Origin of the sequence: Streptomyces dengpaensis (genome assembly GCF_002946835.1) — a bacterium.
In the GTDB taxonomy this organism is placed as follows: domain Bacteria; phylum Actinomycetota; class Actinomycetes; order Streptomycetales; family Streptomycetaceae; genus Streptomyces; species Streptomyces dengpaensis.
This window is the reverse complement of record NZ_CP026652.1, coordinates 365053-387995: the sequence shown is the minus strand read 5'-3', so window position 1 is coordinate 387995 and position 22943 is coordinate 365053. Positions and strand designations below refer to the sequence as shown.

At 67.7% G+C, this 22943-nt stretch carries 17 protein-coding genes and 3 pseudogenes; 7 read left to right on the top strand and 13 right to left on the bottom strand.

All coding sequences use genetic code 11. From position 1 onward, the window contains the following. Positions 1-288 precede the first annotated feature (288 nt). Both trxB and aceE read right to left on the bottom strand, forming a co-directional pair. Positions 289-1284 (bottom strand): thioredoxin-disulfide reductase, encoded by a 996-nt coding sequence (gene trxB, locus C4B68_RS01780; protein ID WP_099506123.1) that lies wholly within the window; start codon positions 1282-1284, stop codon positions 289-291. 389 nt (positions 1285-1673) lie between these two features. After that, positions 1674-4355, bottom strand: coding sequence for a pyruvate dehydrogenase (acetyl-transferring), homodimeric type (gene aceE, locus C4B68_RS01775; RefSeq protein ID WP_099506107.1), 2682 nt, complete (start codon positions 4353-4355; stop codon positions 1674-1676). Between the two features lie 657 nt (positions 4356-5012). Between aceE and C4B68_RS01770 the strand changes: the two genes are divergently transcribed. Next, positions 5013-6410 (top strand): FAD-dependent oxidoreductase, encoded by a 1398-nt coding sequence (locus C4B68_RS01770; RefSeq protein WP_099506108.1) that lies wholly within the window; start codon positions 5013-5015, stop codon positions 6408-6410. A gap of 517 nt (positions 6411-6927) precedes the next feature. Here C4B68_RS01770 and C4B68_RS01760 read toward each other — a convergent pair. From C4B68_RS01760 to C4B68_RS01750, 3 genes are all read right to left on the bottom strand, one after another. Continuing rightward, positions 6928-7917: a nitrilase-related carbon-nitrogen hydrolase gene (locus C4B68_RS01760; RefSeq protein WP_099506109.1), complete on the bottom strand. Its 990-nt coding sequence runs from the start codon at positions 7915-7917 to the stop codon at positions 6928-6930. A gap of 208 nt (positions 7918-8125) precedes the next feature. Next, complete coding sequence (gene cysS / locus C4B68_RS01755; protein WP_099506110.1) at positions 8126-9487, bottom strand: cysteine--tRNA ligase; 1362 nt, start codon at positions 9485-9487, stop codon at positions 8126-8128. Between the two features lie 88 nt (positions 9488-9575). Continuing rightward, a complete protein-coding gene (locus tag C4B68_RS01750) occupies positions 9576-9848 on the bottom strand; it encodes a DUF6510 family protein (protein ID WP_099506111.1) in 273 nt (90 codons plus the stop codon). 454 nt (positions 9849-10302) lie between these two features. On the opposite strand from C4B68_RS01750, the gene C4B68_RS01745 reads away from it, so the two are divergent. Next, positions 10303-10758 carry a DUF5709 domain-containing protein gene (locus C4B68_RS01745; protein WP_099506112.1) on the top strand — a complete coding sequence of 152 codons (456 nt, stop codon included), beginning with the start codon at positions 10303-10305 and terminating at the stop codon, positions 10756-10758. Between the two features lie 110 nt (positions 10759-10868). Here the strand turns inward: C4B68_RS01745 and C4B68_RS01740 are convergent, their stop codons facing one another. Next, positions 10869-11621: a ferredoxin reductase gene (locus tag C4B68_RS01740; RefSeq protein WP_099506113.1), complete on the bottom strand. Its 753-nt coding sequence runs from the start codon at positions 11619-11621 to the stop codon at positions 10869-10871. Beyond that, the gene (locus tag C4B68_RS01735; RefSeq protein WP_099506124.1) at positions 11591-12190 is read right to left on the bottom strand and encodes a sulfite oxidase-like oxidoreductase; all 600 of its coding nucleotides are present in this window, start codon (positions 12188-12190) and stop codon (positions 11591-11593) included. Before C4B68_RS01735 ends, C4B68_RS01740 begins: the two co-directional genes overlap by 31 nt. A 324-nt stretch (positions 12191-12514) precedes the next feature. Between C4B68_RS01735 and C4B68_RS01730 the strand changes: the two genes are divergently transcribed. After that, complete coding sequence (locus C4B68_RS01730; protein ID WP_099506114.1) at positions 12515-13174, top strand: RraA family protein; 660 nt, start codon at positions 12515-12517, stop codon at positions 13172-13174. 281 nt (positions 13175-13455) lie between these two features. On the opposite strand, the gene C4B68_RS01725 is transcribed toward C4B68_RS01730, so the two are convergent. The 3 genes from C4B68_RS01725 to C4B68_RS01715 form a co-directional block, all read right to left on the bottom strand. Continuing rightward, entirely contained in the window at positions 13456-14931 is a 1476-nt protein-coding gene (locus tag C4B68_RS01725) for a dihydrolipoyl dehydrogenase family protein (protein ID WP_099506115.1), read from the bottom strand. 293 nt (positions 14932-15224) lie between these two features. Then, positions 15225-15698: a VOC family protein gene (locus C4B68_RS01720; RefSeq protein WP_099506116.1), complete on the bottom strand. Its 474-nt coding sequence runs from the start codon at positions 15696-15698 to the stop codon at positions 15225-15227. A 403-nt stretch (positions 15699-16101) separates the two neighbouring features. Further along, entirely contained in the window at positions 16102-16554 is a 453-nt protein-coding gene (locus C4B68_RS01715; protein ID WP_099506117.1) for a MarR family winged helix-turn-helix transcriptional regulator, read from the bottom strand. 461 nt (positions 16555-17015) lie between these two features. On the opposite strand from C4B68_RS01715, the gene C4B68_RS01710 reads away from it, so the two are divergent. Next, positions 17016-17921 carry an NmrA family NAD(P)-binding protein gene (locus C4B68_RS01710; protein ID WP_099506118.1) on the top strand — a complete coding sequence of 302 codons (906 nt, stop codon included), beginning with the start codon at positions 17016-17018 and terminating at the stop codon, positions 17919-17921. Positions 17922-18071: 150 nt separating this feature from the next. Here C4B68_RS01710 and C4B68_RS01705 read toward each other — a convergent pair whose 3' ends face one another. Then, the gene (locus C4B68_RS01705) at positions 18072-18989 is read right to left on the bottom strand and encodes an NADP-dependent oxidoreductase (protein WP_099506119.1); all 918 of its coding nucleotides are present in this window, start codon (positions 18987-18989) and stop codon (positions 18072-18074) included. Positions 18990-19324: 335 nt separating this feature from the next. Here C4B68_RS01705 and C4B68_RS01700 point away from each other — a divergent pair, with 335 nt between their 5' ends. Continuing rightward, a complete protein-coding gene (locus tag C4B68_RS01700) occupies positions 19325-19861 on the top strand; it encodes a hypothetical protein (RefSeq protein WP_143674510.1) in 537 nt (178 codons plus the stop codon). 1072 nt (positions 19862-20933) lie between these two features. Next, positions 20934-22157: an RNA-guided endonuclease InsQ/TnpB family protein gene (locus tag C4B68_RS01695; protein WP_104879940.1), complete on the top strand. Its 1224-nt coding sequence runs from the start codon at positions 20934-20936 to the stop codon at positions 22155-22157. 164 nt (positions 22158-22321) lie between these two features. On the opposite strand, the pseudogene C4B68_RS01690 reads toward C4B68_RS01695, so the two are convergent. Further along, positions 22322-22578 (bottom strand): annotated as a pseudogene (locus tag C4B68_RS01690) (ABC transporter permease); the annotation flags it as partial. Next, positions 22575-22742, bottom strand: a pseudogene (locus tag C4B68_RS01685) (ABC transporter); the annotation flags it as partial. The pseudogenes C4B68_RS01685 and C4B68_RS01690, both read right to left, overlap by 4 nt. Here C4B68_RS01685 and C4B68_RS01680 point away from each other — a divergent pair. Then, positions 22728-22901: pseudogene (locus tag C4B68_RS01680) on the top strand (antitoxin); the annotation flags it as partial. The pseudogenes C4B68_RS01685 and C4B68_RS01680 sit on opposite strands and share 15 nt — an antisense overlap. Positions 22902-22943: the final 42 nt, after the last annotated feature.

Genomic DNA, 22943 nt, shown 5'->3' with positions numbered 1-22943 from the left:
GAGGGGGCTCCCCGACCACGCTGCGCGCGGCCGGGGAGCCCCCTCGGCCCCTCCGGCGCCCTGTGCGCGGCCCCCTGCGGCAAACCGCTTCAACTGGTCGGGCCGCTGGTCGATCCCGGCTGCAGACCACCGGAAGCGCCGGACTGCCGCAGCAGACTCTCGCAGCTCGAAGCCGAGGCATGACTCGGCCGGTGTCGCCAGCCGGAGCGCCAGGCCCAGAGCCGGCGGAGCGCGAGGCCGCGGGCGTCGAGCGTGCGCCCCGCACCTGCCCCAGCCGGCGGTTGTGGGTCAGTGCACGAGCTCGGCTACGGCTGTGGCCTCGAAGCGCGCTTCCTCGCAGGTGGTGCAGTCGTCGAGCGCCGCGAGGTAGCGTTCGGCATCCAGGGCCGCCGCGCAGCCGGTCCCGGCGGCGGTGACGGCCTGCCGGTACTCGTGGTCGACGACGTCGCCGCAGGCGAACACGCCGTTCAGGTTGGTGCGCGTGGACCTGTCTTCGACGGCGATGTAACCGGCGGTGTCGAGAGAGATCCGGCCCTTGACCAGATCGACCCGTGGATCGTGCCCGATGGCGACGAAGACGCCGGTCACCGGTAGGTCGCTCTCCTCTCCGCTGTTCACGTCGCGCACTCGGACACCGGTGACCTTCTCCTCCCCGAGTACGTCCACCACGTCCCGGTTCCACAGGAAACGGATCTTCTCGTTGCGGCGCGCCCGTTCCTGCATGATCTTCGAGGCGCGCAGGCTGTCCCGGCGGTGCACGACGGTGACCGAGCGGGCGAACTTCGTCAGGAAGGTGGCCTCCTCCATGGCGGAGTCGCCACCGCCCACGACCACGAGGTCCTGGTCTCGGAAGAAGAAGCCGTCACAGGTGGCGCACCAGCTCACGCCGCGGCCGGCCAGCCGCTTTTCGTTGGCCAGCCCCAGCTCGCGGTAGCGGGACCCGGTGGCCAGGATGACCGCCCTGGCGCGGTGGGTCTCTCCTGCGCTGTCGACGACCTCTTTGACCGTGTTCTCAAGGCGCGCTTCGATGACGTCGTCGCGGACCAGCTCGGCACCGAAGCGCTCCGCTTGGGTGCGCATCTTGTCCATCAGGTCCGGGCCCAAGACGGCATCGGGGAACCCCGGATAGTTCTCCACGTCGGTGGTGTTCATCAGCGCGCCGCCGGCGGAGACGGCCCCCTCGAACACCAGCGGGCGTAGCTGGGCACGGGCTGCGTAGATCGCGGCGGTGTAACCGGCCGGACCAGAGCCGATGATGATCACTTCCCGGACAGTGCCATTCATGTTGATCACCTTCCTGAGCTCGGAGAATGAGAAACGAGCCGGCTGGCAGTCACCTTCCATGCCGCCCCGTTCGGCGGCACCACGGCCGCGGACGGCAGTCAGAAACCGGCTGCAGCGAGGCCTTTGCCGTTGGCGGCGGAATGCCGGCCCAGGCCGTGCCACAGGCACGGTCCCAGCAGCAGACGAATCCACCATGCATGTGCGGAAACCTGCACGCATCCCGTCGCCGGGGGAAGCCCGCGCGCGGACGTCCCGCGCGCGGACGTCTCGCGCCGCTGGCACGCGGGTGCCGAAGCCCGCTCGGCCCCGCCTGCATCGACGCCTTCTCCCTGGCACCACAACTGGTCCTCGCCGGCCACCCCCATCCGCCGCGGGCTTCGCCCGTGGCGTCACAGCCCGTACCGTTCTCGGGCCTCCTGCACGGTCTCCGACTTCACGTCGCCGCTTCGGGCGAGGGCCGAGAGCGCCGCGACCACGATCGAGTGGGGATCGACCCCGAAGTGACGGCGCACCGCCTCCCGGGTGTCGGAGAGCCCGAAGCCGTCCGTGCCGATCGAATGCCACGCCTGCGGCACCCACTGGCTGATCTGGTCCGGGACCGTTCGCATCCAGTCGCTGACAGCGAGAACGGGGCCAGGCGCGCCGGCCAGCGCACGGGTGACGTAGGGAACCCGCTCCTCACCCTTCAGCTGTGCGGCGTCACACTCCAGGGCGTCACGCCGCAGCTCGCTCCAGGAGGTGGCGGACCACACGTCGGCGGCCACGCCCCAGTCCTCGGTAAGCAGTCGCTGGGCTTCCAGTACCCAGTGGATGGCGGTTCCGGAGGCCAGGAGCTGCAGGCGGGGGGCCTTCGCGGCCAGAGGGGGCGTCTGAGCCTGTCGGAAGCGGTACAGACCCTTGAGGATGCCCTCTTCCACGCCCGGCCCGTCCGGCATGGGGGGCTGGATCCTGGACTCGTTGTAGACGGTGAGGTAGTAGAACACGTCCTCCGGGTGCGGCCCGTACATACGGCGCAGTCCTTCACGGACGATCACGGCGATCTCGTATGCGAAGGCGGGATCGTAGGCGACCGCTGCCGGATTGGTGGAGGCGATCAGGTGGGAATGGCCGTCGCCGTGCTGCAGACCTTCGCCGGTCATGGTGGTGCGACCGGCGGTGGCCCCGACGAGGAAGCCGCGGCCGAGCTGGTCCGCCAGCGCCCACATCTGGTCGGCCGTGCGCTGCCAGCCGAACATCGCGTAGAAGATGTAGAAGGGAATCATCGGTTCGCCGTGAGTCGCGTAGGACGTGGCGGCAGCCGTGAAGGAGGCCATCGAACCGGCCTCGGTGATGCCCTCGTTGAGGATCTGGCCGTCTTCCGCCTCCTTGTAGTAGAGGAGTTGGTCACGGTCGACGGGGTCGTAGTTCTGGCCGAGCGGGGAGTAGATCCCGAAGGTGGGGAAGAAGGACTCCATGCCGAAGGTGCGGGCCTCGTCCGGGACGATCGGCACCCAACGCCTTCCGGTTTCCTCCTGGCGCATCAGGTCCTTGACCAGGCGGATGAATGCCATGGTCGTGGCGATCTCCTGGCGTCCCGAGCCCTTGGCAAGTGCCTGGAAGGGCTTGGCGGACGGCGTGGGCAGCGCCACCGGGTGGAACCTGCGGGCCGGCGCCGGGCCACCCAGTGCTGCCCGGCGCTCGTGAAGGTAGCGGACCTCAGGAGCGTCAGCGCCGGGGTGGACGTACGGCACCAGTTCTTCGTCCAGCCTGCTGTCTGGAATGGGAAGTTCGAGCAGGTCGCGCATCGCGCGGAACTCCTTGCCAGTCAACTTCTTCATCTGGTGATTGGCGTTGCGTGACTCGAACCCCTGGCCGAGCGTGTGGCCTTTGACCGTCTGGGCGAGAACCACCGTCGGCGCGCCCCGGTGCTCGACCGCCGCACGGTAGGCGGCGTACACCTTGCGCGGTTCGTGGCCGGCCCGTGAGGCATGGAAGCAGTCGGCGATCTTCGCGTCGGTCAGCACCTTCGCCATTTCGACGAGCGCCGGATCCGCACCGAAGAAATGCTCACGGATATAGGCCACGTCGCGTGTCGCGTACGTCTGGAACTGTCCGTCGGGGACCTCGCGCAGCCGCCGTACGAGTGCGCCCGTGGTGTCGAGTACGAACAGCTCGCCCCAGGCCGTGCCCCACAGTGCCTTGACAACGTTCCAGCCTGCCGCGCGGAACTGGGCCTCCAGCTCCTGGACGATCTTGAAATTGGCGCGGACCGGTCCGTCGAGTCGCTGCAGGTTGCAGTTGACGACGAAGGTGAGGTTGTCCAGTCCTTCGCGGCCGGCGAGGGCCAGGGCCGCGGTCGACTCGGGTTCGTCCATCTCGCCGTCCCCCAAGAACGCCCACACGTGTGAAGCGGAGGTGTCCTTGATGCCGCGGTGGTGCAGGTAGCGATTGAAGCGCGCCTGGTGGATCGCGGTCAGTGGGCCCAGCCCCATCGACACCGTCGGGAACTCCCACAGCCAGGGGAGGCGGCGCGGGTGCGGGTAGGAGGGCAGGCCGTCGCCGCCCGTCTCCTGTCGGAAGCGGTCCAGCTGGGCCTCCGTGAGTCTTCCGTCGAGGAAGGCCCGGGCGTAGATGCCGGGGGACGCGTGCCCCTGGATGAAGAGCTGGTCGCCCGAGCCGCCTGCGTCCTTGCCCCGGAAGAAGTGGTTGAAGCCGGTCTCGTAGAGCCAGGCGGCGGAGGCGAAGGTGGCGATGTGGCCGCCGAGCCCGTACCGGCTGCCACGGGTCACCATCGCAGCCGCGTTCCAGCGGTTCCACGCGGTGATGCGCCGTTCCATCTCCTCATCGCCCGGAAACGACGGCTCAGCGGCCGTGGGGATGCTGTTGACGTAGTCGCTTTCCAGCAGCTTCGGCAGGACCAGACCGGCATTCTCGGCATGTTCGAGGGTGCGGCGCATGAGATACGTAGCGCGGTGAGGCCCGGCGGCTTCGGCGACGGCATCGAGGGAGGCCGCCCACTCGGCGGTCTCCTCGGGGTCGCGGTCGGGAACCTGGTCGAGTTCGCTCGGCCGATTGCGTATGGCGTCGATCATGGTGATCGCCTTTCGCTTCGTTCTGACATCACCGCCCCCTGCGACACTAATCGGGATACTTCTCATCCGGAATTATGTCCGGAAGCGCGGTCATGCTGCGCGGCCGGCAACTTCCGCCGGGCCGCCTCGGTTCGCCCCATGGTGAGCCGACAGGTCGTGACCGGCGGACGGCTGCATGGTCGTCGCCATCGGCTCGCCGTCCCCCAGTCATGCCAGGTTGAGCAGTGCATGCATGGCCCACTCGGCACCCTTGACCGTTGGGCATTATCTGGATATTAGACGTCCAGGTTTCGCCAAGTCAAAATCCGTAGAGCGCTCACAAGAACACCCTGAGTTACACCACGGGCTCAAAGGTCGTGGAACCGGTTGGTTGGGTGTCGAACGAATCCACCTGCTTTTCCCGCGCGGGGTGCCGGTAAGCCAGGCGTCGCGGCGGATGATGCACTGCGCCGGCCGGACGGAATCGCTCCAGTGTTGCCGCGCGGGTGGCCAGTTGCGGCGGCACGGTGTTGGTGGTGCCGTTGAGATGAAGGAGGTGGTCACACACCCGGCCCGACGCACAACCGGTCGGGACGAGTCCCTTATCTGTTGCTGCTTCATCTATTTCGCGCTCATCTATTTCGATTTGCGCTCATCTATTACGAAATGGGAGCGGACATGGACACCACGCACCAAAGCCTTCATGCCGATGTGCTCGTGATCGGGTTCGGCAAGGGCGGCAAGACGGTGGCCTCGACGATGGGTGGGCTCGGCAAGCGCGTGGTGCTGGTCGAGCGGTCGGAGAGGATGTACGGCGGCACCTGCCCGAATGTCGGCTGCGTACCGAGCAAGGCACTCGTCCACCATTCCCGCAAAGGTCGGCCGGAGGACGTGCCGCAGGAGTGGTACGAGCGCTCCGTCGGCGAGGTGCAGGCGCTGACCAAGCTGTTCCGCGGCGTCAGCTACGACGTGCTGAACGACATGGACACCGTCACGGTGATCACCGGCGCGGCCGCGTTCACCGACCCGCACACCGTGAGCGTCGAGACCGGCGACGGCCACCTGACGGTCACCGCCGAGACGATCCTGATCAACACCGGGTCGGAGCCGATCGTCCTCGATATTCCCGGCCTGCGGACCAGCCAGTACACCGTGACCAGCCGCGAACTGATCGACACGACCATTCTGCCGGGACGGCTGGCGATCATCGGAGGCGGCTACCTCGGCCTGGAATTCGCCTCGATCTATGGGCAGTTCGGATCCCAGGTCACCGTGCTCGAGGCAGCACCGAAGATCTTTCGCCTCGTGGATGACGACGTTGCCGCTGTCGCCGAGGGCATCCTGGTGGACGAAGGTATCGAGCTCATCGTCGGTGCGAACATCACGGAAATCCGTGACGGCGAGACCTCCGCGACCGTCGTCTACGAAAAAGACGGCCAACAACACACCCTGGAAGCCGACGCGATCCTGGCCGCCACAGGCCGCGCACCGGCCACCGGCGATCTGGCGCTGGACGCTGCCGGTGTGCGCACCACCGAGCGCGTCGCGGTCGAAGTCGACGAGCACCTACGCACCAGCCAGCCGCACATCTTCGCCCTCGGCGACGTCAACGGCGGGCCGCAGTTCACCTACATCTCCCTCGACGACAGCCGCATCGTCCTCGACCAACTCATCGGCGAGGGCAAACGCTCCACCGCCGACCGGGTCGCCATCCCCCACACCCTCTTCATCACCCCCCCACTGGCAACCGTCGGACTCACCGAGAAGGAAGCCCGCGCAGCCGGGCACCGAGTCAAGATCGCAAGCCAGCCGGTCGCCGAGATCCTCCCCATGCCGCGTTCGTACATCGTCGAGGAGACCCGCGGAGTTATGAAGTTCGTCATCGACGCCGACACCGACGAGATTCTGGGCGCCGCCCTGCTCAGCGTCGAAGCGCAGGAACTCATCAACACCGTCGCGCTCGCCATGCGGCACGGGGTCACGGCGGCCGAACTCCGCGACACCGTCTACAACCACCCCACCTCCACCGAGGCCTTCAACGGCGTCCTCGCCACCATCGTCCGAGCCGACACGTAACAAGGCTGCCGACATAACCCTCGAGTCCAGGCCGACACGGCCAGGTCCATGGTCCACAGCGAAACCCGGCCGGAAGGGTGACCCGCTGGGTCCCTGGCACAGCTGGGGACGCCTTGCCTGCCCCTGACCGCCAACAGCTGGCGGCCTAAGGTCAAGCCACGAGACGCAGAGCCCCGGCCGCACCTGCAGTGCCCACCCCCGCTCCACCAGACGTTTCGCCTTCGACCGCAGCCCCTCGACCTTCGTCGGGACCGCCTCCAGCCCCAGGGCCACGGCCAGCTGCTGGCAGCGCATGCCTTCCCGGCCCGCTTCCGACTTCAGCACCGACACGATCCGCTCGTAGTCCGGAGGGGACGCCGCTGGCGCACAGCAGATGAAATCCGCGCTCGCGGACGTCGCCCAGGCGCTCCTTCTATCCGGAACCGTCGGCATGGCGATCGGCCAGGTCACCGGCTCCTTGGTGAGGGCGTCGCGGGAGTGACGGCAAACCGTCCGCGCCCTCGCCGGCTGCGCAGGCTCACTGGGCCTCGACGGAGCGGTCTTCTTGGACCGCCCGAGCGGTCTGGACCGATGCATGGGTGTCACGCTCGTGGAGGTTGGCCGTCGGCGTGCGTTCGATCTGCAGGCTGAGCAGTTCCGGGCGGCTGTAGTGGCCGCGCGCATCCATGAGGCGCTTGCGCAGGTCGATCTGCGCGAAGTCCAGGTCGGCGATCACTTCGCCTGCGCCGGACTTGAGCGGCTCGCCGATGATGCGGCCTTCGGGGTCGACGATGGCAGTGAAGCAGCCGCCGGAAATCGCACCGACGGGGCCGCCGGTGTCCTTGGCGATCTGCGCCTGCTGGTCGGGATCGAGCCACGCGGTGGCGTTGACCACGAAGCAGGCCGATTCCAGGGCATGCTGGCGGATGTTGATCTCGATCTGCTCGGCGAACTGCGGGCCGCCGAACGCGCCGGGATACATCGCGGCGTGGATCTGCTCGCCGTCGGCGATCAGGGCATAGCGCGCCAGCGGCAGGTAGTGCTCCCAGCATGCGAGCTGGCCGATGCGGCCGATGGCGCTGTCCACCGCGCGCAAGCCCGAACCGTCGCCCTGGCCCCAGATCATCCGCTCATGGTAGGTCGGCGTGATCTTGCGGCGGCGCTGGATCAGCGTGCCGTCGGCATCGAACAGCAGCTGCGTATTGTAAATGGTGCCGCCGTCACGCTCGTTGACTCCGATCGAGACGACCATGTGAGTTTCCCGGGCGGCTTCGGCGATCGCGTTGGTCTCGGCGGACGGTACGGTCACCGCCTCTTCGAGCAGGCGCAGATGTTCTTTGGCCATCATGTAGGGCGGCTGCACGAAGGAGAAGTAGGGGTAGTAGGGAACGACGGTCTCGGGGAAGACCGCGAACTGGACGCCCTTCTTTCCCAACTCGCGGATCTTCTTCACGACTCTTTCAACGGTGCCTGCGCGGCTGTAGAGCACGGGGCTGATCTGGACTGCAGCGGCCTTTACGACGGCCATGGTGTGGCTCCTTCGACATACGTGGTTGACGCAAGCTCCAGTTAGGAGCATATGCTCGTATCTTGGTGATGGCAAGGAACCCCCGGGACGGATTGTCTAGTTGGACTGCCTGTATTCAACGGGTGCTCCGTTGCCTCCATCCTTTTGGGCACGGTCGATGATGCGAGCTTGGGGTCCGTCAGCCCCGAATGAGGCCCGTGCGCTGACGTCAGCCGTGACTGCGCCACCAGCGCGTTCCGTCGGGGGTGTCCTCGAGGGCAATGCCGCGTTCGGCCAGGTCCGCGCGGACAGCATCGGCCTCGGCGAAGTTCCGGCCGCTGCGCAGTCGACGTCGGCGTTCGACGGCGGCAGCAATCTCCTGGTCTTCGTCCGCCTGCTTGTCGAGCACGAAGGCGTCGAACAGGGCATTGATCTCGTTGAGCAGCGCAGCGGATGCGGGGCCGGCCGGGGTCGTACTGCGGTTCTGCTCGCGGATGTACTGGAACAGGACAGCGAGCGCGCCGGGGGTGTCGAAATCGTCGTCCATGCGCGCGAAGAAGGCGGTACGCGTCTGATCGACCAAAGCCGTGGATTCGGGACTGTCAGTAGCGCGGATGGTGTGCGCGAAGTTCTCGATACGGCGCCGTGCAGCCCGAGCCTGGTGGAGGGTGTCGTCGCTGAGTTCCATGGACGACCGGTAGTGCTGGCTCACGAACGCGTAGCGGAGCGTGCGGAAGTCGGTGATCGCCAGAGCCTCTCGGACGGTAAGAAAGTTCCCGGAACTCTTCGACATCTTCTCGCCGCCGACCCGGAGAAGGCCGGTGTGCATCCAGTATCGGGCCAGCGGGGAGCGGCCAGATGCCGCCTCCAATTGCGCTACCTCGGCCTCGTGGTGGGGAAAGATCAGATCGACAGCGCCGCCGTGCAGGTCGTACTGCGGGCCGAACAGGGCTTCGGTGATCGCCGTATCTTCGATGTGCCAGCCTGGCCGCCCTGGTCCGAGCGGACAGTCCCAGTAAGGTTCGCCCTCCTTGCGGGCCTTCCACAAAGCGAAGTCGCCAGGATTTCGCTTGCCCGTGTGCTCGTCGATACGGGACACGGAGTCCTCGGGCCGCACGTCGGTACGCCCGGAAAGCTTGCCGTACTCGGGGAAGGTTCCGAGGTCGAAGTACCAGCCGTCATCCAGTCTGTAGGCGTGACCGCATCTGATGAGTTCCTGGACCTGGGCGACGATGGCACCGATGTAGTCGTGGGCGCGGGCGTACACATCGATGCTCGTGTTGCGCAACGCAGCCATGTCCTCGAGGTACAGCTCCTCGTACCGGGCAGCCAGCGCCCGAGGGTCGGTGCTCGTCTCCTGCGCGCGACGGATGATCTTGTTGTCGATGTCGGTGATGTTCTGCGCGTAGGTCACTCGGTACCCACGATGGCGCAGGTAGCGAGCAATCAGATCGAACTGTGTGTAGGTCTTGGCATGTCCGACGTGGCTGAGGGCATAGACGGTGGGCCCGCACACGAACATCCGCACCACACCCGGGGTAATGGGCTCGAATCGCTCTTTCCGCTTTGTGAGTGTGTTGTAAATGATCATGCGGTTCCGTCTCAGGCAAAGTGGCCCAACACCTTCTCGAAGTCGCGGAACACAGCGCTCGCCCCGTGAACCTCGGCCACGTCGTACGTCATGCCGGTGTGGGGATCTTGAGGTAATCCAGTCCGCTGGCGTCGAGCCACATCTCGGCGGGGGAGCGGACCAGGCGAAGCAGAACGCCGTCGCAGCCGGGACAGCGCAGCACCATTCCGGGACCGTCGAGGTAGGCGTGCGTTTGGGCAAGCGCCATCTGTTCACCGCAGCCGTGGCATCGTCCAGTAGCCATGGTCATGTCGGTGCCGAACAGGGACTCGAGGTCCCCGGCGGCGGCGTTGCCGTCGAGGAAGTCAGGGGTCAGGGTCATGGAGATTCAGAGCTCCCTCTTGTGCCGATGCGCCCGGGCATACGGGGCCGGGATCATGGGCGTGTCTCAGGAGGAGACCGAACGCGGGCGGGCAGACCACAGGGGGCGCGTCTGTATACGGAGCGCGGTGACCGCTGGGCTCTCGCCGCTATACAGGAACTGGTCACTCTGAGACATCGCCAGATGGCGCCCGGCCACTGGTGGGTCCACCTCCCATTATGGACAACGAGGTAGAACTTGGCTCCGCGAAGGCGGCGCGCGGCACTGCCGGTTTCCGTCCGCAGGAAGTCGCGCAGTGGGGTCCGAGCCATACCCCTGAGAGAGCAGGGCAAGCACAGATCCCGTCGAAGTGGGCGGCCCCGACCTGTGAAGTGAAGAATCGTCGCGCGGTCTGTTCAGTGGAATCGTGGTTGTGGATCCCAGACGCGATCGTGCGATCTCCGAGGAGCGGGAAATGGCGGACGGTGAGACACGGGACGAGGTTGAGGAAGATCCAGGCGTGCTGGAGGCAGAGGACACCCTCGACGACCGCGGACTGTCCACGGCGCTTGACGAGGGGTACTCGCCGCCAGAGCGTCCTTGGGCGGTGAGGAGCTGGGGCGTGACAGCGGCGGAGCAGCACCAAAGGGAGCCGCTCGCGGAGCGGCTGGCCCGTGAGCAAGGTGAAGTGGCTGCCCCGGAGGGTGACGGTCTGGGCGACTTGCTGGACTCGGACGGCGAACTCCTGGACGACGAGGTCGGAGATGCCCGCGCCGGCCGGCTCGTGGCCTGGGAGGGAGTGACTGGTGACCCAGGTACGGAGTCGGACCTCTTCGCTCGGGATGTGGGGATCGATGGGGCAGCTGCTTCCGCCGAGGAGGCCGCCGTACACGTCGTTACCGACGACACAGCGACTGACGAGCTCCCGTAGCGCGGGCTAGGCAAACCATGCGCCGATCGGGCGGGTGGCATGCGCGACTGCGATGCTACGGGCGGCCGTCGCGCGGCGCAGGTGAGTGAACCCCGACAGCCGGCGTCTCCTCATCCGCTGGGCCCAAAACGCTCGGTGCGGATACGGCCAGGGTGGTGGCCGAGGGCCACCAGCAGGCCGGCGGCCTTTTCGACGAAGCCGGTGGAACCGCAGACGTAGCAAGTGGGTTCGAAGTCCGGTGGCCATCCGGCGCTTGACAGGTCCGAAGCGGTGATCTGCCCGGGGGGCCGCGGCCACTGCGGTGGGCTGGAGCGGGTGTAGAGGTACGTCTTGTCGAGGCCCGGGTCGTCCCGTCTCAACTCGGATACGAAGAGCTGGTACTCAGGGCTGCGGACGCTGTACACCAACCGGAAGGGCGTACGGCTGCCGACCGCGCGGCGCATGCGGATCATCGCCATCAGTGGCACCAGGCCGGAGCCGCCGGCGACAAGCAGAATCGGTTCCTTCTGCTCGGGCCGCCACACAAACCAGCCACCGACCGGTCCGCGCAATTCCACCACGTCGCCCACGGCGAGTTCGTCCGTCAGGTACGGGGAGACCTCGCCGTCACTGACACGCTGGACGGTCAGCTCGACGCTCTCGCCATCGGGTGCCGACGCCAGTGAGTAACTGCGCTGTGTGCTGTAGCCGTCCTCCGCCGTGAGCCGGACATCGGCATGCTGCCCCGCCAGATGCCCCGGCCAGCCGGGCACCTCGAAGACGAGGGTGCGCGCAACGTCGGACTCGATGCGCCGATCGGCCAGGCGGGCCGTCTTCCAGCTCAGCCGGTCGCCTAGTCGCCTTGATACCGCTGCTCGCGCCATGGGTCCCCATAATTGTGGTAGCCGACGCTCTCCCAGAAGCCCCGTTCGTCCTCGTCGAGCAGCTGGATTCCGTGCACCCACTTGGCGGACTTCCACAAGTACAGGTGCGGAATCAGCAGCCTGGCGGGGCCGCCGTGCTCTGGTGCGAGTTCCTCGCCGTCGTAGCGGTACGCGATCCATGCCTGCCCGTCGAGAAGGTCCTCCAGGGGCAGGTTGGTGGTGTAATCGCCGTAAGAGTGAACGAGCGCGTAGTCGGCACTGGTCTCCACGTCCTCCAGAAGGAGGTCCAAGGACACTCCCTGCCACTCCGTGTCGAACTTCGACCACTTGGTGACACAGTGGAGGTCAACGGTCGGTGTCTGGCTGGGCAACGACGTGAACTGTGCCCAGTTCCAGCTGTGCCGTGCCCCCGCCTCTGTGCGGATGGTGAACTCCCACTCGTCAAGGTTCACCGCGGGGGTGGGGCCTGCGGACAGAACGGGGAAGTCGGTGGTCTCGTACTGCCCAGGAGGCAGTCTGTGCTGTGTATCCCGTGCTCGGCCGTGGAATCCGCGCGAAACGATGGGCATGCGGTGCCCCCATTCTTCGAAGTACGCGGTTTCCATTCTTAAGGACATCGCGCAGCACAGCATCTCGGCAGGCGGCTGCCCGGCGCGCGGGGGCGGGGTGATGGAGCCGTTTCCTCGGGGCTGACCGTGTACCTCCTGCGAGATTCACGCCGCGGCCCGTGCTCAGGAATTCTCGGGGGCTTATGGGTACCGTGAAGCAAGGCACCTCATGTGGCAACCGAGCGGAGGGCCCGTGGCGTTACCGTCATGGCGCCGATTGTCCACAATGCTCTGGTTTCGTTCCCGCTGCCTACGACAAGGCAGCACGTCGGCTCGGGAGGCCCCATGGCAGACAAGAACGACCGCGTGCGAGATCTGGCCTCGCAAGTACGTACCCCCGACGTCGTCGATGCCATGGGACGGATACACCGCCACAGGTGTCACATCAACGACCTGGTGAGCCCAACTCCGGACCGCGTTCTCCTGGGCCCCGCGGTGACGATCTCGTATCTCCCTTCATGCGAGGAAACACTCCCAGCCGAGCAATTCAATTTCATCCGGCTGTTCGATGACGCCATCGGAGATGGCGCACAGGGGCGGGTGCTGGTCCTGGCCAGCAACGGACATACCGACGTATCACTCGGCGGCGGAGCAAAGCTCTCGCTAGTGGCAGTACACGGTCTTGCGGGCATCCTGGCAGACGGTCGTCTCCGGGACTTCCCCCAAATCGCGAGTTACGACTTCGCCGCCTACTGCTGGGGGGAGACGACCAAATGGGGGGGTGATGTGGTAACGCCGTTCGAGGCCAACCGGCCGGTCGTGGTGTCCGGCGTGACCGTCCACCCGGGTGATTACGTGTTCGCGGACGCGTCCGGCGCTGCCGTCATCCCCGCTGAACAGGTCCTCAGCGTGTTCGAGGAAGCCAACCGCGTCGTCCAGGACGAGGCAGCCTTCGTCGAGAGAACCCGTCATGGAAACCCCGCCGACTACAGATCTGAGCAGTAACGCGTCGCTCCTCCTCACCGCAACGGGTCTCTGCGCATTCTTCGCCGCGGTGGACCCGCGGGCGACCTGCCGTCGACGACGACCAGATGTTCGTAGTGCTGCCGGGACCGATCAGGGGCGTCGGCGTCCGTCGCCGGCCTGAACAAGGTCCGTGAAGGAGCCAGGAAGCGGGCTGGATTACACCGGCTCATCCGCTGCGGCGCACCTGTCAGCCCCGGTTCGGGAGGCACGCCTGGCAGCGGTGTGCCCAACGTGGCCGAGTTCGGCGATGTGCCAGCTCGCTACGACCGGCTTGGCTGCTGCTGGTCCCGGTAGGTCTCCAGCAGCCTGAGCCAGACTTCGCTGATCGTCGGGAACGCCGGCACGGCGTGCCAGAGCCTTTCCACCGGCACCTCTCCCGTGACCGCGATGGTGGCCGAGTGCAGCAGTTCCCCGACGCCGGAGCCGACGAAGGTGACCCCGGCCACGGTGCCGCGGTCGGTGTCGATGAGCATGCGGGCCTGACCGCGATAGCCGTCGGCGTACAGGTGAGCACCCGCGACCCGTGCGAGGTCGTAGTCCACCACCTCGATCCGGCGCCCGGTCCGCTCTGCCTCGCGCGTGGTCAGGCCGACGGACGCGACCTCCGGGTCGGTGAAGACGACCTGCGGTACGGCCGCGTGGTCGGCGGTCGCGACGTGCGCGCCCCACCTGGCGTCGTCGACCGGCTCTCCCTTGGCGCGGGCTCCTATGGCGGCACCGGCGATCCGGGCCTGGTACTTGCCCTGATGGGTCAGCAGGGCACGGTGGCTGACATCGCCGACGGCGTAGAGCCAGCCGCCGGCGACGTCGGTCACCCGGCAGGTGTCGTCCACGGCCAGCCAGTCCCCGGGAGTGAGGCCGACGTTCTCCAGGCCGACGTCCGCGGTGCGCGGGGCTCGGCCGGTGGCGAACAGGATCTCGTCCGCGGCCAGCGCCCCGCCGTCCGCCAGCGCGATCCGCACCTCGCCGCCCGCGCCGCCTGCGCGCGCCAGGGAGGCTACGGAGGTTTTCAACCGGATGTCGACGCCGGCTTCGCGCAGCGCCTCAGCGACCAGCTCGCCGGCGAACGGCTCCATCCTCTCAAGCAGTCCGTCCCCGCGGACCAGCATGGTCACTTGGGAGCCGAGGGCCTGCCAGGCGGTGGCCATCTCGACGGCCACCACACCGCCGCCGACCACGGCCAGCCGGCCGGGTACCCGCCCTGCGCTGGTTGCCTCGCGGTTGGTCCAGGGGCGTACGGTGCCGAGCCCGGGTATGTCGGGCAGGGCCGTGCTCGTGCCGGTGCAGAGGGCGACGGCGTGTCGCGCGGTCAGATGGACGGTGTCGCCCTCCGGGGTCTGCACCGCCACCTGCTTGGGACCGTCGAGCCGCCCGTGGCCGCGTATCAGATCGACGGAGACCGACTCCAGCCAGTCGACCTGGCTGTCGTCCTTCCAGTAGGAGGCGATCTTGTCGCGGTGCGCGAGGACCGCGTCGACGTCCAGCGGCCCGTCCACCGCCTGGCGCAGCCCAGGCACGCGGCGGGCGTCAGCGCGTGCCAACACCGGCCGCAGCAGCGCCTTGCTCGGGTCGCAGGCCCAGTACGAGCACTCGCCGCCCAGCAGTTCGCGCTCCACGATCGCGGTGCTGAGCCCTGCGGCGCGGGCCCGGTCGGCGACGTTCTCGCCGACCGGGCCCGCGCCGATGACGATCACGTCGTAGGTGCGGGGTGCCTCGTTCCTCACTGCTTCATTCATCACTGCTCCTGTAACTCTGTGGGGCTGCTGCGGCGCCTTCACGGGAGGCCAGCCGGGCCTGCTCGCCTCTCGGCCATGTTGGCGCACGGCTCTGGCCAACGGTGCGCTGGTACTTCGCCGGGGAGATCCGCACGGCCACGCGCGGCCGAGGCGGTCCATTCAGCCGGACCGCTGGGCGTGGAGTACACCTCCGCCCAGCGGTCCTGCGCCGGTGCTGCCCTCAGGGCTGAAAAGGGGCCGGCCGCCATGCCGGCTGGTGACGGCCGTCGCATCTCTGGGTGACTGGCGTGGGGTCAGCGGCCGGGGGCCCGCTGCGTGACCTCCTGGAGCACCCAGCCGTTGCCGTCCGGGTCGCTGAAGGTGAGAAGGGAGCTGTAGGAGGCGCGCTCGGGGTGCGGGCCGGCGAGGCGTTCCTGGCCCTGGAGCTTGTGGGTGACGTCTCCGGCCTCGTGGCCTTGGAAGATGGCTGCTCCGGCGTTGTGGAAGACCTCGCTGACCTCGATGCCGCGACCGGTGAGCTCCGCGTGGGCCTGCTCGATGTCGGTGACGATGAGGTACAAGCCCTGGGCCGAGCCGGGGGCGGCGGAGGTGAGCCCCTTGCCGAAGATGATCGAGCACTCGGAGCCGGGCGGGGTGAAGTGCACCGCGCGCCAGTCCTCACTGGCGGCCTTGTCCACGTCCAGGCGGAAGCCCAGCTTCTCGTAGAAGGCCTTGGCCCGATCGACGTCGGAGACGGGAAGGACGATGAGTTCGAGCTTCAGATCCATGTGGGGGGTTCTTCTTTCTTGGTATCGGTGAATCTCGCACCCTGTGCGTCACCGGTTCATGAGGTGGTCACGGTCGGCGGAGCCGACCCACCCTGGGTTACGTCAGCCCGCGAGCCGCGCGCGGGCAAGTGCCGCCTGGGTCGAAGCGCGGCACGCGGACATCGCTGCACCGTGCGCTGCGCGGCGTACCTGACGGCACATAGGAGTATATGCTCGTATTCGGGGTGAGGCAAATGCGCTCGCCCCAGTCATGGCCGGGCGGTCGGCGCGGTGAGCGGTACTGGCACACGGCATGCAGTGGCCCCATCGCGCCGTCGAGCCGGTGGGGCGTGGCGGCGGGAGGTGGGGGTCGGCAATTCCCGGACAGAGCACGCACTCAGCGTGGCGCTCTGGGAGTCGTGCCCTACTCGGCCCAGGGCTCGAAGCCGGTGTGGAGGACGGCTTCCAGGGATACGCGCAGTTGGGCTGCCTCTCCGGCGCCGAAGCTGTCCTCGAACCGGGCCTGCACGGCTTTCCACCGCGGTAGCGCCGTCTTCATCCGGGAGAGACCCTCCGGCGTGATGGTGACAACCCGTGCGCGGCGATCGGCCGCCGATGGCTCGACGGTCACCAGGCCCTCGCGCGCCAGCGGCTTGAGGTTCGAGGCCATCGTCGTGCGGTCCATGGCGATCATGTCGGCGAGACTGGTGATCGTCATTTCTCCGTGCACACTCAGCACCTGCAGGATGCTGAACTGCGTCGCACGAAGACCGACCGGGGCCAGGGCCTTGTCGTAGGTCGCGCCGAGGTACCGGGCGGCCTTGCGCAGGGCCAGGTTGTTGCACGAGTCGCCGCGGTTCGTCGGCGCACGGTTCATGGCATCCTCCAGGGCCTCACGAGATGACAATAAGAGTACATGCTCGTAAACGTCAAAGGTGCCCCTCTGCGCCGGTGACAAGCGGTGGGTCAGGGGTTCAAGGGGGACACCTTGCCACCCCCGCTCCTATCGCCTTGGCCCGAAGATCCCCATCGGATCCGCTTCTGAGCGTGAGCAGACGCCCACCGCGGCGGCCGAGATATCTGCCAAGCCCAACCAAGCCGCCCGCCGACCGCCAGTGAAGGCCACCCGGCCTTCGTCGCCTGCTGCGTCGGCCTTCAGCGCGCCCCACCCCATCAGACAGCGTCCCTCAAGCGGGATCCCGCCGTCCTATCTAGGCTGGAAGAGGCCCTCACAACCGCTCGGCACCTGCCGCACTCGGCCGCACCTCCCGAAAACCTTGCACACCCCCCCGCACGTGGCATCAGACCCCACTCAGCTCCTCACAAGGAGAGCGACCGATGGTTGCCAGCAACCTAGTTCTCATCGCCAATGCCGGTGGCGTGGGCCGCACGGTCCTCGACCAACTGCGCGCGCAGGACGTGCCCGTGCGCGCGATGGTCCGCCGCGACGACGAACGTGCGGCTCAGCTGCGTGGGCTCGGAGCGGAGGTCGTCCTCGGGGATCTGACCCGGCCCGAGAGCGTCGCGGCAGCGCTGGAGGGTGTCGGGAGGATGTACTTCGCGATGCCCGTATCGCCTGACCATCTGCTGGCAACAACCGTGGCGGCCAGCGTGGCGCGCGAGCACGGGAACCTGGACGCCCTGGTGGACATGTCCCAGATGACGGTGTCCCAGATGACCGCCACCAGCACCGCGGAGTCGCATCAGCAGCGGCTGCACTGGCTGGGGGAGCAGGTACTGAACTGGTCGGGCCTGCCGGTGGTCCACATCCGGCCGACATCGTTCCTGGACAACCCGCTGTTCACCACGCTGCCGGCACGGTCGATCCGGGAGAACGGCACGATCGCGCTGCCCTTCGGCACCGGGCGCACCTCGCCCGTCGCCGTGGACGACGTCGCCCGAGTGGTCGCCACCGTGCTCCGCGACCCGGCCCCGCACATCGGACACGTCTACGAGCTCACCGGGCCGCGCACGGTCGACATGACCGAGATGGCCGAGGAGTTCTCACGGGCGTTGGGGCGTCCGGTGTCCTACGTAGACGTGCCGCTGGACCAGTGGCGGGCCGAGGTCCTCGCCAAGGTGGGCCTGCCGCCACACACCGAAGAGCACATCGCCACCATGGCCCGACTGCACCGCGAGAACCGCTACGACCGCGCGACCGACGACGTCGAGCGCGTCACGGGCGTACCTGCCCAAACAATCGAGGCGTTCGTTGCCGCTCGCAAGGACTTCTACCTGGGCTGAGCCCTCTGGGCCCCACACCCAGAGCGAACGCGTCGAGAACGTCCGCGAGCGCCGGGGCAGACGAGCCGAGCGAGACTGGCCACGACGACACACGCAGCGAAGCCAGTACGTACTCCTGGCGGCAAGGACACTGATCCGGCTGTGTGGCGCTCACACAACGTGGATGACGGTCTTGCCGACTGTTCCCTTCTTCGCGCGGAACGCCTCCGGCGCACGGTCCAGAGGATGGACGGCACCCACCACCGGGCGCAGCCAGCCCTCCCGATGCCTGCTGATGATCTCCAGGAGGTGACCACGGTTGGGTTCGACGATGAAATACATGGCCCGACCGTCCTCGGGCCGCACGTTCGGGGGTTGGACGATGCTCACCAGCGTGCCGCCGGGCCCGACCACGGCGGCCGAGCGATCGAGTACCTCCCCGCCGAGGGCATCGAAGACGAGGTCGACGCGGCCTACCGCTTCCTCCCACCCCGGCTGTTCGAGGTCGACGAAAACCTCTGCGCCGAGCTCCAGCACCCGGTCCCGGCTCCCCGCGCGCCCCGTCCCGATCACGCGCGCCCCGGCTTCGCGGGCAAGCTGCGTCGCGGCCATTCCCACGCCTCCTCCCGCACCGTGCACGAGCACGCTCTGCCCAGCCTCCAGCCTTCCGTGTATGAAGAGGCCCTGCCAGGCGGTGAGGCCCGGCATCGGCAGAGCCGCCGCCTGCACGTGGTCGATTCCCGCAGGCAGCGGAGCCAGATTGCGCGCCTCCACCGCCACATACTCCGCGAGAGTGCCGTCCCGGTTCCAGTCGGTCAGCCCGATGACACGCTGACCGGCCGACAGCCCGGTGGTGCCGACCGCGACCTCGGCGACCTCACCGGACACCTCGTGTCCCGGAATGACGGGCGCTCGGTCCCTGCCGCCACGGTCGACCCAGGTGGCCGGCCAGCTCAGCTCATCCGGGGTGAAGGAGGCAGCGTGCACCTTTACGATCACGTCGCCCTCGCCCGCGTACGGGTATGGTGCCTCCTCCACAACCAGGCTGTCTGCAGCCGCATCACGATCGTGGGTTCGTACGGCCTTCATCGGAAGCTCCTTCCGGCCGCGGGAGACCCCCTACGTTCCAGGATGACGGCGTGCCGCCCTCGGGGCGATCCGGGGCGGCGCACCTCCCGCTAGCGCCCCGGTATTGAGAACGGAGCCCTCCGCGGCCCGACCAGCGATCACTGCAGACCGGCCAACTGCCCCGAACTCGAAGCTGTGCGACCGCGATGGGCCAGGCGACGCGCACGGCATGCGAGGTGAGCACCAGCGTCAGTCCCCTGAGTGGTTTCAGCATCGCTCCCGACGAGCGGGCGTCATCGTTCCCCTATCGCCCCTCTGCGTAGTCGCATGACTACTAAAAGCGAAAGGGGAGGGGAATGCGTTTCAATTCCGTGGGCCGTCTGGCGGCTGTTGCCTCGACAGCACTGCTGCTGCTCGGCAGGGCTGCCACCTCTGCACAGGCGGCGGCACCTGGACCCGTCGTGTACTCGATCGACTTCTCCAACCCCAAGGAGAGCGACAACAACGACCTGCCCGAGCCCTACGGAAGGGTCTGCCTGCAGGCGCCCTGGGGCCAGCAGACCGCACTGTGGGAACACCCGGACGTCGACATCAACACCCCCACCCTCCCGCGCTACCCGGACGCCGCCCCCTACGAGATGAGGTTCGTCGACCACCCCGTCACCGAGGTGTGCGCCTTCGTGGGCGAGGACGACACCGGCATCAACGACGACGACGTCCTCGCCGCCTGGCTGCGTGCCGGTCGAGGGCCCTGGCAGCTACACCATCTCCACCGACGAGGGGTCAGTTACCGCCAGCCTGTACGACATCTGACGAACCACCGGGCTCATCACCTGTTGCCCCCGCCGTGGCCTCGCAGGCCACGGCGGGGGCTACTGCGGCCGAACGCCTGACACCAACAGCGATCGACATGCGGGGCCCCGCAGCTTCTGACCGAGCGTCACCGCTCCACAAGAAGTGCCAGAGCCCGAGGCCGGGAGTCGTTCCGACGGGACTATGAGGGCACCTCTGACCGTGCTCGCACGTCGCTGACTGGTCTTGACGCCACCCGCGGTCTGGCGGGTGATGTCGGATGCGGTAGTGCGAATGCAGCGTCCGATGCTGCTCGTCACGGGGAGGGGTTCGCCACGCCGCTTTCGTTGACGGTGAAGCGGCCGTTCGCGGCGCCGTTGAAGGTGCCGCTCTTGATCCACTCGACCACCGCGGCCTGGACCGTGGCATGGGGGCCGAACCAGGGACGGCCGGGGCGCCCACCGTAAGGCGTTCCCGATTGCGGGGTGCAGCGCGGGCCGGAGCAGCCCTGCCACAGCGCCTTTTGGGGACGTGGAGTGACGCCGGGCGGCACCGGATGGCACCAAGCGGCACCACCCGGTGCCATGTGGTGCATGTGAAGGCCGGTTCATGTTCGCCGTCCTTGCAGCGGCCGCCGAGTACGAGAACGAGCTGTGCGCCGAACGTCACGCCGATGGCATCGCCGCCGCCAAGCGCCGCGAGACCGAGGGAAGGATGCTGCCGGGCAAGAAGCGCATCGGCCGTCCCCGCACAGGCCTGGTCGACGCTCTCGCGCGATGCCACTATGCACATACCGCAGAGACGCGGTGGGGCGGCCAACACGTCTGCATTGTTTGGGAGTTCAGCAGCGGCATAGGCCAAATACCTCTTGGGAGACCGGACACACCACGCCGTCGGCAACCGCTACCGGGATTCATTCGCAGTGCATCGGCCTTCAGGCCGGTGGTGAAGCGAATCTGTGACTGTGGCGCGGAGCGTCACGGATGCTGTCCTGCGGAGCATGAGAGCGCAGGCGCCACCACGGCCGGCGCGGAGCGTCACGGGGTCCGATCCGGAGAGGCCGGGCAACGCCTCCCTCGTTCGGCCCGCTCTGTCCTGCCTGGTTTCAAGGGAGTACCGACCGTTCATACGTTCCCTCTGGTAGCGGGCGGCGCTCGTTCGTACGATCACCGCATGCAGCTTCGGTACGCCTTCAGGCTGTACCCGGAACCTGGCCAACGCCTCGCGCTGGCCAGGGCGTTCGGGTGCGCCCGCGTCGTGTTCAACGATGCCGTGCGTGCTCGCGAGGACGCCCGCGGGGCGGGCGAGCCATTCCCGACGGCCGGCGAGTTGTCCAAGAAGCTGATCACCGCCGCGAAGCAGACCGCTTCACGGGCCTGGCTGGGCGAGGTCTCCTCGGTGGTGCTCCAGCAGTCCCTGCGCGACGCGGAGGCCGCCTACAAGAACTTCTTCGCCTCCCTCAAGGGCGAGCGTAAGGGCGCGAAGACCGGTGCGCCCCGCTTCAAGTCCCGCAAGGACAGCCGTCAGTCGATCCGGTTCACGGCCAATGCCCGCTGGTCGATCACTGGTTCCGGGAGGCTGAACCTCCCGAAGATCGGCGCGGTGAAGGTGAAGTGGTCGAGGACCTTGCCCGCGCGGCCCTCCTCGGTCACCGTGGTCAAGGACGCGGCCGGACGGTATTTCGCCTCGTTCGTCGTTGACACCGACCCGGGCGCGGACGCCGCCCGGATGCCCGGCACCGACCAGACGGTCGGCATCGACCTGGGCCTGACCCACTTCGCCGTCCTCTCCGACGGGACGAAGATCGACTCTCCTCGGTTTCTGCGCCGGGCGGAGAAGAAACTGAAGAAGGCCCAGCGGGAGCTGTCCCGCAAGCAGAAGGGATCGAAGAACCGGGCCAAGGCCCGTCTGAAGGTCGCCCGCGCCCACGCGAAGGTGGCCGATGCCCGCCGCGAGTTTCACCACCAGCTCTCCACTCAGCTGATCCGCGACAACCAAGCGATCGGCGTGGAGGACCTGGCGGTCCAAGGACTCGCGCGCACCAGGCTGGCCAGGAGTGTCCATGACGCCGGATGGTCGGCGTTCGTGAACATGCTGGAGTACAAGGCGGCCCGGTACGGGCGGACCCTGGTCAAGATCGGCCGGTTCGAGCCGACCTCCCAGACCTGCTCGGCCTGCGGTATCAAAGACGGCCCCAAGCCCCTGAACGTCCGGGAATGGACCTGCACCGCCTGCGGCACCGTCCACGACCGGGACCACAATGCCGCGAAGAACGTCAAAACGGCCGCCGGACGGGCGGTGACAGCCTGCGGAGCGCCGGTAAGACCAGGACTCGTCCCGGCACAGCGCGAAGAAACAGGAAGCCACGGATTCCCGCCCGAACCCTGTGCCGCGTAGCGGCACAGGGTTCGGGCGGGAAGGCCAGAATCCTCGGGCTTCAGCCCGAGGAGCAAGTCAACAGCGGTTTACTTGCTCCCTGGTGTCCGAGCTAGGACTACCGGGCCTGGCCCTGCTGGACGCCCCTCCCGGCCCGTTCTCGTCGTACGGCACCGGCCTGCACGGGCAACGGACACCGCGGTCCCGATCGTGGTGCCGCCGATGGTCATCAGCAGGAGGCCGGGGACGAGATACGCGATGTACTCGGACCGGTCCGCCCCCCGCTGCCGATGCCGGCGCTCATCACGTCGCCGAAGAGGTAGACGAAAAGCAGCAGCATGACCGGGGTGAGCAGCTGATTCAGTGTCAGGGACGGTAGCGGCGGGCGTGCAGGAGGTTGTGGCGCAGCATAGTCGCGCACGGCGAGGGAGAGGGAGCTCATCGGACAGCCTCCTTGGGCTGGCTGGGCTGGCTCGGCACGGTGGAGCGGGTCAGGGCGAAGAACACGTCGTCGAGGTCGTGCACGGTCAGCTCGTCGGCTTCGATGCCGGCGAAGTCCAGCCAGTCGAGGATGGAGCGCAGCTCGCGCCGGGGGCGATCGGCGGGGCGATCCTGGCCGACGCGATGTTCGCGAGGCCGCTGGTGAAGTTCTCCGCCCACGACCGGTCCGACGGTCACCTGTGGCTGGGCGAGGTCGTCGCCACGGCCGGGCTGGTCCTGCTGGTCTTCGGCCTCAACCGGATCGGCCGCGCCTCGCTCGCCCCGGCCCGTTTCCGGCCCGGCGGTAGCGCAGTTGTGCCATGACGC